Source organism: Kitasatospora sp. NPDC034035 (genome assembly GCF_055575755.1).
The window spans coordinates 147,873-158,468 of sequence record NZ_JBVISA010000016.1 but is presented as its reverse complement, the minus strand read 5'-3'; the positions used below and the strand labels follow the sequence as shown (position 1 = coordinate 158,468).

The window sequence follows — 10,596 nt, the reverse complement described above, 5'->3', positions numbered from 1 at the left end:
CTTCGTGTGCGGTACGGTCCGTCATCGGGCGGCCAGCCGTTCGGCGATGGCGCTCACGGTCCTGGCCCGGAAGACCAGTTGCGGGGGGACGCGGGTGCCGGTCTCCCGGGACAGCCGCATCGCGACCCGGACGGCGGCCAGCGAGTTGCCGCCGATCCGGAAGAAGTTGTCCTCGCGGCCGACCTCGGCGAGTTCGAGCACCTCGCGCATCGCCTCGGCGACCAGCCGTTCGGCCTCGGTCAGCGGGTCGGCGGCGGCGGCCCGGCGCCCGGCGGGGGCGGGCAGCGCCTTCCGGTCCGCCTTGCCGTTGTGGTTGAGCGGCAGGGCGTCCAGGACGTCGAGGGTGGCGGGCACCATGTGCTCGGGCAGCAGGGCGGCCAGGTGGTCGAGCAGGGCGTCCGGGGCGGGGGCGTCGGCGCCGACGGTGACGTAGGCGGCGAGCCGGCGGTCGCCCGGGGCGGGCTCGTGCACGGTGACGACGGCTTCCTGGACGGCCGGGTGGCGGGTGAGCGCGTCCTCGATCTCGCCGGGCTCGACCCGGAAGCCGCGGATCTTGATCTGGTCGTCGATCCGGCCGGTGACCTCCAGCAGGCCCTCGGCGTTGACGTAGCCGAGGTCGCCGGTGCGGTAGAGGCGCTCGCCGGGGGCGCCGAACGGGGAGGCGACGAAGCGTTCGGCGGTCAGGCCGGGCCGGCCGAGGTAGCCGTGGGCGAGGCCGCCGCCGGAGGCGTACAGCTCCCCCGTGACGCCGGGCTCGACGGGGCGCAGCAGCTCGTCCAGGACGTGGATGCCCTTGCCGCGCAGCGCGACGCCGATCGGCACGGAGCCGCCGGTGACGTCGGCGGGGGTGACCTCGTGGCAGGTGGTCAGGCCGAGGCTCTCGACCGGGCCGTAGCCGTTGGCGACCACCAGGCCCGGGTGGTTCTCCAGGGCCTTGGCCACGTGGGTGACCGAGGCCCGCTCGCCGGCGGTGAAGGCGAGCCCCAGGCCGTCGTAGGTCTCCGGGAACTCCTCCAGCAGGAAGTTGAACAGGCTCGCGGAGAGCTGGAGGCGGGTGACGCCGTGGCGGCGGGTCAGCTCGGCGATGGTCTGCGGGTCCGGCCGCTGGCCGGGCTGCAGGACGCAGGCCGCGCCGAAGCACAGGGCGCCGTACAGTTCCAGCGCGAAGGCGTCCCAGGAGACCGGCGAGCACTGCAGCCAGACCTCCTCCGGGCCGAAGCGGGCGTAGTCCTGGCCGAGGTAGGTGGTGGTGAGCGCCCGGTGCGGGACGGCCACGCCCTTGGGGCGGCCGGTGGAGCCGGAGGTGAACATCACGCAGGCGAGGTCGGCGCCGTCGACCGGCAGGCCGAGGTCGTGCGCCGGGTGGCGGGCGAGTTCGGCGGCCGAGGCGTCCAGGTCCACCTGACTGCGGACGGCGAACGGCACGGTGGCGTGCCGGTGGGTGATCACCGTGGCGGCGCCGGTGTCGGCGACCGCGCCGGCCAGCCGCTCGGCCGGGAAGTCCGGGTCGAGCAGGGTGTAGGCGGCGCCGGTCTTGAGTGCCGCCAGCAGTGCGGTGACCAGGTCGGGCCCGCGGTCGGCCAGCACGGCGACGGTGTCGCCGCGGCCGATGCCCAGGCCCGCCAGGTGGCGGGCGAGCCGGTTCGCGGCGGCGTTCAACTCGCCGTACCCGACGGTCCGTTCGCCGGAGATCAGGGCGGTGGCCCGCGGGGTGCGGGCGGCCTGCGCCTCGAACAGGGCGTGCACCGGCACCTCGACGGCGGCGGCCAGGGTGCCCAGCCACTCCTCGCACAGGCCGGCCATCGTGGCGGCGCCGAAGAGGTCGCTGTCGTACTCGAAGCGGCCGGTGAAGCCGGTGCCGCGGTCGTCCACCGAGACGGAGAGGTCGAAGCGGGAGACCGGGTTGGAGTGAAGTGCGCGGGTGACCTCGTGGCCGCCGACCGTGAACGGCCGGCTGTCCAGCGGGTGCAGCTCCAGCAGGACCTGGCAGAGCGGGTTGCGGTCCTCGGGGCGTTCGTCGAGCACGGCGTTCGCGATGTCGTCGAAGGGCACCTCCTGGTGCCGGTAACCGCCGATCGACACCTCGCGCACGTGCCGGACCAGCTCGCGGAAGGACGCGCCCTCCTCCAGCCTCAGCCGCAGCGGCAGCAGGTTGACGAAGTAGCCGATCAGACCGTCGAGTTCGGCCCGGCCGCGGACGTTCACCGGCGAGCCGAGGACCAGGTCGCGCTGCCCGGAGCGGCGGTGCAGCGTGAGCGCCAGTCCGGCGAGCAGCACCATGAACGGGGTGGCGTCCTCGCTGCGGGCGAGCGCCCGGACGGCCTCGCCCACCGGGGCCGGCATCGCGAACCGGTGGAAGGCGCCGCGGAAGGCCTGCTCCTCGGGCCGGGGGTGCTCCGGCGCCAGCGCCGGGGCGGTCGGTGCGTCACGCAACTGCTCGCGCCAGTAGTCGAGTTGGCGATCGGCGCTGTCGTCCTGGTACTGCCAGGCGGCGTAGTCGGCGTACTGGACGGCGAGTTCCGGCAGCTCGGCCGGGCGGCCCTCGGCCAACGCGGCGTACAGCTCCTGGAGTTCGGCCTCCAGTACGGCCAGCGAGCCCTCGTCCCAGACGATGTGGTGGAGGAGCAGCAGCAGGGTGGTCGCCCCGCCGGCCCGGAAGACCCGCGCCCGCACCAGGGGCCCGGCCGCCAGGTCGAAAGGCTCCAGCGCGGCCTCGGCGACCAGGTCGTCCACCCGGTCGGCGGTGGTCTCGGTGAGCGTGAACGGCAGCTCCACGGCCGGGTGGACGACCTGGCGCGGTCCGTCCTCGGCGAGCTCGAAGGTCGTCCGCAGGCTCTCGTGCCGCTCGACCACCCCCGCCAGTGCCCGCCGCAGCAGCTCGGGGTCGACCGGCCCGGTGAAGCGGAACACCCAGGGCACGACATAGGTCGGCGCGTCCGGGTTCCACTGGTCGAGGAACCAGAGGCCGCGCTGGAACTTGGACAGCGGGGCCTCGACGGCACCCGACCTCGTCAGCTCCGGACGCTCGCCACCCGCCGAGGAGGTCACCGCGGCGGCGAACTCGGCCAGCGTCGGCGCGTCGAAGATGGTGTACGGCGAGATCATGCCGAAGACGTCGAAGACCCGGCCCACCACGCGTACGGCGGTCAGCGAATCGCCGCCCAGGTGGAAGAAGTTGTCGTCGGCCCCGACCTCCGGCACCCCGAGCACGTCCGACCACACCGCCGCGATCAGCTGCTCGGCGGGGGTGCGCGGCGGGCGGCCGGCCGGCTTGCCCTCCGGCGCGGCCTGCGGCTCGGGCAGCGCCCCGCGGTCCACCTTGCCGCCGGCGGTCAGCGGGAACGCCTCCAGGGCGGTGAGCGTCGCCGGGACCATGTGCTCCGGCAGCCGCTCGGCCAGCCAGGTCCGGGCCTCGGCGTACCGCGGCGCGGCGCCGGTCACGTACCCGGCCAGCCGGCCCTCGTACGCCACCACGACGCAGCCGGTGACGCCGGGATACCCGGACAGCACCTGCTCGATCTCGCCGGGCTCGACCCGGAAGCCGCGGATCTTCACCTGGTGGTCGCCGCGTCCGAGGAACTCCAGCGGTCCGTCCTCGGCCGTCCGGCGCACCACGTCGCCGGTGCGGTACATCCGTGCGCCCGGGGTTCCGTCCGGGTCCGCGGACCGGTCCGCGAACGGGTCCGCGACGAAGCGGTCCGCGGTGAGGCCGGGACGGCCCAGGTAGCCGGACGCCAACAGCGGGCCGCCGACGTACAGTTCGCCCGACTCGCCGGGCGCCACCGGCCGCAGCCGCTCGTCCAGGACGTAGAGCCGCCGGGCGCCGAGCGCGGTGCCGATCGGCACCCGGGCCGCCGGCTGCTCCTGCTCGCCGGAGATCCGGTGGGTGGTGGCGGTGACGACGGTCTCGGTCGGCCCGTACGCGTTCAGCAGCGGCACCCCGGTCGCCGCCCACCAGGCGGCGGCGGTGGCGGGCTCCAGCTTGTCGCTGCCCGAGATCATCAGCCGCAGGGTGCGCGGCACCCTGCCGCCCAGGGCCGCCACCACGTCCTGGAAGTAGCCGGCGGCCAGGTTGGCGACCGTGACGCCCTCGGCGTCCAGCAGGTCCAACAGCTCGGCCGGGGACAGCAGTTGCTGCTCGGGGAGGACCAGGCAGGCCCCGGCGGACAGGGCGCCGAGCACCTGCTCCACCGCCACGTCCACGGTCGGGCGGGCGAACTGCAGCACCACGTCCCGCTCGGTGAGGCCGAAGGCCTCCACCACGGCGTCCAGGTGGCCGGTGAGCGCGGCCGGCGGAACGTGCACGCCCTTGGGGCGGCCGGTGGTGCCGGAGGTGTAGATGACGTAGCCGGCGCCGGCGCCCGTCTCGCCGGTGAGCTCGGTCAGCTCCGTGAGTTCCTCGCCGGCGAGGGCGAGGGAGGCCCCGGCGTCCTCGGCGATCCAGCGGTTGCGCTCCTCGGGGGCGGTCCGGTCCAGCGGCAGGTAGGTGGCGTCGGCCCGCAGGACCGCCAGCAACGCGACCACGTGGTCCAGCCGGTCGCGGCCGGTGACGGCGACCGTCCGCCCGGGGGCGAGCCTGGCCGCGAGGGCGGCGGTCAGGCCGTCCAGCTCCCGGTAGCTGACGGTCCGGCCACCGGTCCGGACGGCCGGCCGCTCCGGGAAGCGGTGGACGGCGGAGGCGAACGGCGCGAATGCGGACGCCGGGAATTCGGGCGTCGCGAATTCGGACGTCGCTAGTGCGGACGTCGTGGATTCGGGCATCGTGGATTCGGTGGGGAAACCGCGCGAGGACATCATCCAACCCCAGATCGTGAGAGAAATCGGCGACGAGAGCGACGATAGGGGGAATGCGACGGCCCTATCGGCAGAATGAGCGGAAGGAAATCGGCAGTTTCATCATGCCGCTTTCCGAGCAGGCCAGAGCTACCGGCCGGGGGTGATTCCAAAGCCCTCCGGGGACCATACGTCCTCCCGGTCGAGGGCGTCCGGAGCGTACTTTCCGAGCGCGCTGATCAGCAGCCGGAGTTCCAATGCCAGGCATTCCGTGAAACGTCGGAGCCCGGATTCCCGGTCCTCCGCGACGGCCAGCAGCGCCGCCCGTCCGAGGCCCACCGCCCGGGCGCCCAGCGCCAGGCTCTTGACCGCCCGGGCGCCTTCCCAGATCCGTCCGGAGACCAGCAGGGAGGGCGGCGGATCGGCCGCCAGCCGGCGCAGGCACTCCGCGAGCGGCAGCCCGACGTGCGGCAGGAACACCCCGGGCGCCCAGCCGGTGCCGCCCTCCGCGCCGTCCACCACGACGGCGTGCGCGCCGGCCTCGTGCGCCACCCGGGCGGCCTCGGCCACGTCCCGGCCGGGGTAGAGCTTCACCCAGATCCGCACCCGCGGGTAGTTGTTGCGCATCAGCCGGATCTGCTGGCGCAGGATCTCCGCGGTGAAGGTGCCCGGGGTCGCGGCGCGCAGCACCCGCCCGTCGCCGAACAACGGGTCCAGCCCGAAGCGGTCACCGAGCGCGGCAGCGGCCTCGGCCTCCAGCACGGTCATCCCGCCCAGGCCCGGCTTGGCGCCCTGCCCGACCTTCAACTCGAAGGCCAGGCGCCCGGATTCGAGCAGCGGCAGGGCGGCCGGGTCGCTGTGGACGAGGTTCCACACCTCGGCGTCGGCGTCCTCGGTGCTCTGCTGGACGGCCACACCGCCGAGCCCGTCCGGGAGTTCCTCGGTGTAGGCGCGCAGCCGGCCGAGCAGGGTGCGGTCGGCCGCCTCGCCGAGCCGGCCGTAGCCGTTGACCGGCACCACGTTCTCGCCGATCACCATCGGGATCCCGAGTGCCCCGGCCTGCCGGCTGAGGGCCAGCCCCAGGTCGCCGCCGGCCGCCCGGGTGGACCCGGTCGCGGACACGTACACCGGCAGTGCGGAGGCGAACCCCCCGATGGTGGTGGCGAGTTCGACGTCCCGGTAGTCGGGCTCGCGGCCGAGGTCGATCAGCTTGGCGAGCCGCTGCGGCAGGAACAGCGGTGGGACGATCCGCAGCTCGTCCAGGGCGTCCGGCCGGGCGGGCCGGTCCGTCGCGTCGGGTTGACCGGCGCCGAACAGCACGTGCCCGTACTCCTCGGCGGGCGGGAACGCCGCGGCCGCCCCGGCGCGGGCCCGGCGCCGGACCTCCTCCTCCGGGAAGCCGGGTGCACTCAGGTCGCTCACGGGGACACCACCCCGGCGAGCTTGGGGAACGCACTGGCCTGCCAGACGGCGTCCAGCCCGGCAACGTAGCGGGTGAGCCGCTCGACGCCGATGCCGAAGCCCGCACTGGCCGGCACGCCCTCGCGCACCAGGTCCAGGTACCAGCGGTACTTCTGCGGGTTCTCGCCGGTCTCCCGCATCCGGGTGATGATCTCGGCGTAGTCGTTGGTGCGCTGGCTGCCGCTGCACAGCTCGCCGTAGCCCTCGGGTGCGAGCAGGTCGAAGTTGCGCAGCAGGCCCGGGTCGTCCGGGTGCTCGCGGTCGTAGAAGCCCCGCGAGCCCTTCGGGTAGTCGGTGACGAAGAACGGGCGGTCGCGCCGGGCGGACAGCAACGCCTCACCCTCCCAGTCGAGTTCGGCCTCGGCGCTCTGCGGGTGTCCGATGCCCCGCAGTTCGGCGACCGCCTCCGCGTGCCGGATCCGCCCGAATGAGCCCTTCAGGAGTTCGGCGAACGCCTGCGGATCCCGGCCGAGTTCGGCGAACTCCTTGGGCAGCTCGCGCACCGCGCTGTCGACGATGTGCACCACCAGGTCCTCGGCCAGCTGGACGACGTCGTCCCGGCTCGCGCCGGCGACCTCCACGTCCAACTGGTGGAACTCGGCCAGGTGCCGGCTCGTCCCGGCGGTCTCCAGCGGTTCCAGGCGGACGTTCGGGGCGATGCAGAAGATCTTGTCGAAGGCGAGCAGCGAGGCCTGCTTGTACAGGATCGCGCTGGTCATCAGCTTGTAGCGGTGGCCGTAGAAGTCGATGTCCACCTGCTTGGAACCGCGCGCGCCGGGATCGGTCACCGGGCCGATGATCGGCGGCAGCAGCTCGACGAAGCCCCGGCCGCGCAGGAACTCGCGGGCCGCGGTCAACAGTTGCTGCTGGACGCGGAGCGCGCTGCGGGTGGCCGGCGCGGTCAGGTGGCGGCCCGGATCGGTCGGGGGCATGGGCGTGGAGTCGGGCAGAGGCGTGGAGTCGGGCATGGTCGGGGTCCTGTTCTCTCGCGGAGGGTCTGGTGTCGGGAAGCGTCGGTGCTCGGCCGGTTCAGCGCACGGCGGGAAGGCCCCGGGGTACGGGTGGCTCGGCCGCCCGCGGGTCCTGGCCGTCGTAGCGCCGCTGGACGTGGGAGAGGGCGGCCAGCAGCCCCGCCGAGCCGAGGATGGGCGGGCGCCCGCCCTCGACGAGCCCGGCGATCGGCATCGAGCCGACGGCGGACCACTGCAGCCGCCCGTCCGGGTCCAGCGAGCTGCGCGTCCGCCCGGCGTTGTCGGGGTGCAGGCAGTACGGCACGTCGAGGTAGCCGGCCGCGAACGCCCGCACCAGGGCCCGCCCGAGGTCGGCGTCCAGGTCGAGCACCGCGCCGATCAGCGCCCTGGCCTCCGCCTCGACCCCGGTGTCCGGCGGCTCGGTGGGCCGCGGGCGGGCGCGCTCCGCCGCGGCGGCCGCGGCGGCGGTCTCCAGCGCCCGGACGTTCTCGGCGACGGTCGGGATGCGGTGCGCCTCGGCGGAGGTCTTGACGATCAGCCGGGCGGCGCCGCCGCGCACGGCGAGCCGCGCGGCGTCCTCCAGCAGCAGCCGCGCGCCACCGGGCGAGCGCGGGTACACGCCCATGTACGCGTACACCACGAGGTGCCAGTCGACGTCCGCGAGCAGTTCGCCGGCGATCCGGCCGAGCGCGGCCAGCGCCTCCTCGTCCTGGCGGGCGTTGGTCTGCTGGGCGTAGCTGAGCGAGATGCTGCGCAGGCCGTGCTGGCGGAAGAACAGCGCCTCCAGCACGCTGATGGCGATCAGCAGCGAAGGCGGGCAGAGCTGGCCCATCATGCAGCCGCCGAAGGTCTCCAGGTGCGGTTCAGCGCCGAACTCCCGGGTGGTGGAGAGGAGTTCGCAGCTGCGCCGCCAGCAGGCCACCGCCTCGTGGAGCGGGGTGCGGCCGTACGGCAGGCAGTAGGAGACCGGTCCGCCCTCGGTGGCGTCCAGGCCGGCTGCCAGCAGTGCTTCGAAGATCCGTTCCGGCGAGGCCGAGCCGTGCCGGACCTGCACCGGGAAGCCCGCGTCCGCGACCCCGCGCAGGACCGCCCGGGTGACGGCGACCGGGTGGGTGGCGATCGGGTAGCCGTTGAGACCCGCCCCGACGGCCAGGGCGCGGCGCGCGGCGTCGAGGTCGCCGGTGCGGGTGTAGCTGTCCAGGGTGATGGTGCCGACGGTGACGGCGGACGCCCCCCGGGTGGCGAGCAGGCCCGCCCGCATCGAGGCCGCCGCCGCCATGCCCATCCGGGGCTGGACCACCAGGGCGCCGGCCTCCGCGGCCTGGGCCACGAACGCGCCGAAGCTCGTCACAGCAGGACCCGGGAGTGCAGGCCGTCGACGAACTCACGGAACCCGGCCACCGAGGAGCCCTCCTCGAAGACGGCGTCGAAGCCGGCCGCGAGCAGCGTCCGCTCGCGGTCGGGGTCGTCGGCTCCGGCGATGCCGAGCTTGCCGCCGATGACGGTCGGTGTGCGCCGCAGTTCCGGGCAGGCGCGCAGGGCCGGGATGACCCGCAGACCCTCCTGGTGGCCGTGCCCGTTGACGCTGCTGATCACGATCAGGTCCGGCTCGATCCGGCGGCATTCGGAGAGCAGCAGCGCGTCCGGGACGCATGCGCCCAGATTCGTCACCCGGTGCCCCATTTCCTCCAGCAGGAACTGCAGGAACACCAGGTTCCAGGTGTGCGAATCCGAGGCCATCGTCGTCACGACGACGTCCAGTCCGCCCCGTTCGGCATTTCCGTGCACCACAACTCAGCCCTCATCGGTAGAGATCGTCGATGGAATTCCGCCGACGCCCCGGCCGGCGGCCCGGGAATTCCGGCGCGTCGTCGGCGACGGCCCAGCCCCACGGAGAACGTTAGGAACGACGGGGCCCGGCAAGCGGCAGCTCGTGCGGCAAAAAGCGGCAGAATCGACGCCGGCGGATGCCCGACCGGGGAGTCACCGCATCGTCAGCCCGCCGGCCCATGGCGGTTCAGCCCAGGGCGGTTCAGCCCGCGACGGCCAGCAGTGGGACGTCCCCGGCCGTCGGAAGCCGGAGTCCGGGCTCCTCCCGGACGAGGCGCCGGCACAGGTTGAGCACCGTGAAGCGCACGCCGTCACGGGCGGGCACACTGCGGATCAGCCCGCGGGACAGCAGTTCGTGCACCGTCGCCAGGCAGGTCTGCAGCGCCCAGCCGCTGCGCGCCGCCGCGTCCTCCCCCGACCAGTCCCCGGGCTCGTCCACGAGCACCGCCAGCAGGGCGCGCTGACGCTCCGACAGTGTCCGGATGGCCGGCTCCACCTCGTCCCGCACGTCACCGCGCGCGCCGAACACCAGCGGCGGCGCCGCGAGCGTGAACGGGACGGCCCCCAGCCGGGCCACCAGCTGAGCCGTGGACTGCACCAGCGCCCACCCCGCCGCGCGCTCCAACGCGCCCGGCAGGCCGTCCAGGTGGCGGCAGAGCTCGGCGACGGCTGGCGCCTCGGAGCGCTCCAGGGTGTAGCCGGGGCGCAGCCGGCACAGGTGCGAGAGCAGCAGCCGGACGGCGCCGACCTGCGCCAACGCCTCCGGATCGGTGTCGAGTTCGGGGGCCGGGACGGGCAGCGGCGCGAGCGGGATGACCTGGCCTCCGGGCAGCGGCCGGGCCTCCCGGGCGGTGATCAGCACCCGCAGCCCGGGGCAGTGGTGGAACAGCCCGTCCAAGTGCCCGGCGTCCACCCCGCCGTCGGCGCCGTCCAGCACCAGCAGGGCGGGCCGGTCGCCGATGTGCCGGACGATGTCCTCCAGCAGGCCGCGCCAGGGCTGCGGGCCGCCGCCGCAGTCCACCCACCGCACCGACCAGCGGGCGGACAGGTGCAGCCGGCGGGCCACCTCCAGCGCGAGCCGGGTCTTGCCCACCCCGCCGAGTCCCACCAGCGAGACCAGCCGGTCCCCGTGCACGGCGAAGGCGTCGGCCAGTACCTCGGTCTCCATCTCCCGGCCGACGATCGCCCCGCGCGGCACCGGCGGGGCGGCCGGCTCGGCCACCGACTCGGCGACGAGCGGGTGCCGGCGGGCGGCCTCCTCGAAGTCCGTCCGGCTGCGGCCTTCCAGCCGCAGCGCGTCCGCCAGCAGCCGGACGGTCTCGTTGCGGGGCCGGCGCACCCGGCCGCTCTCCATGTCCCGGATCGCCCGCACACTGAGGGTCGCGTGGTCGGCCAGGCACTGCTGCGTCAGCCCGATCCGCTCGCGCCGTAGCCGCAGCAGCTCGCCGAAGCCCGCCGCCGTTCTCACCGCTTGCACCGATTGCCCGCCGTCCATGCCTCGTCTGCCCTTCGTGGTCCGGACTGCTCCTGAGGTCGGGCCGGCGGCGGCAGCAGCACTGGG

At 74.5% G+C, this 10,596-nt stretch carries 6 protein-coding genes; all 6 read right to left on the bottom strand.

Annotated features, from left to right (window positions below):
* Positions 1-21 precede the first annotated feature (21 nt).
* The 6 genes from ACZ52J_RS23385 to ACZ52J_RS23360 all read right to left on the bottom strand — a co-directional run bounded on the left by ACZ52J_RS23385 (position 22) and on the right by ACZ52J_RS23360 (position 10,512).
* Positions 22-4,761 carry an amino acid adenylation domain-containing protein gene (locus tag ACZ52J_RS23385; protein WP_465621379.1) on the bottom strand — a complete coding sequence of 1,580 codons (4,740 nt, stop codon included), beginning with the start codon at positions 4,759-4,761 and terminating at the stop codon, positions 22-24.
* Between the two features lie 162 nt (positions 4,762-4,923).
* Positions 4,924-6,195, bottom strand: a complete 1,272-nt coding sequence (locus ACZ52J_RS23380; protein WP_465621377.1) for a glutamate synthase-related protein — start codon at positions 6,193-6,195, stop codon at positions 4,924-4,926.
* Positions 6,192-7,202, bottom strand: coding sequence for an asparagine synthetase A (locus ACZ52J_RS23375; RefSeq protein ID WP_465621375.1), 1,011 nt, complete (start codon positions 7,200-7,202; stop codon positions 6,192-6,194). Before ACZ52J_RS23375 ends, ACZ52J_RS23380 begins: the two co-directional genes overlap by 4 nt.
* A gap of 61 nt (positions 7,203-7,263) precedes the next feature.
* Positions 7,264-8,556: a methylaspartate mutase gene (locus ACZ52J_RS23370; RefSeq protein WP_465621373.1), complete on the bottom strand. Its 1,293-nt coding sequence runs from the start codon at positions 8,554-8,556 to the stop codon at positions 7,264-7,266.
* The gene (locus ACZ52J_RS23365; RefSeq protein ID WP_465621416.1) at positions 8,553-8,945 is read right to left on the bottom strand and encodes a cobalamin B12-binding domain-containing protein; all 393 of its coding nucleotides are present in this window, start codon (positions 8,943-8,945) and stop codon (positions 8,553-8,555) included. The genes ACZ52J_RS23370 and ACZ52J_RS23365 overlap by 4 nt, the downstream gene beginning before the upstream one ends.
* A 292-nt stretch (positions 8,946-9,237) precedes the next feature.
* On the bottom strand, positions 9,238-10,512 hold the full coding sequence (locus ACZ52J_RS23360) for a helix-turn-helix domain-containing protein (protein WP_465621372.1): 1,275 nt from the start codon (positions 10,510-10,512) through the stop codon (positions 9,238-9,240).
* Positions 10,513-10,596: the final 84 nt, after the last annotated feature.

What these genes read in the sequence shown, in the direction of transcription:
- ACZ52J_RS23385 (WP_465621379.1), bottom strand. Translation starts at nt 4,761, where the DNA reads ATGCCCGAATCCACGACGTCCGCACTAGCGACGTCCGAATTCGCGACG.
- ACZ52J_RS23375 (WP_465621375.1), bottom strand. Translation starts at nt 7,202, where the DNA reads ATGCCCGACTCCACGCCTCTGCCCGACTCCACGCCCATGCCCCCGACC.
- ACZ52J_RS23365 (WP_465621416.1), bottom strand. Translation starts at nt 8,945, where the DNA reads ATGGCCTCGGATTCGCACACCTGGAACCTGGTGTTCCTGCAGTTCCTG.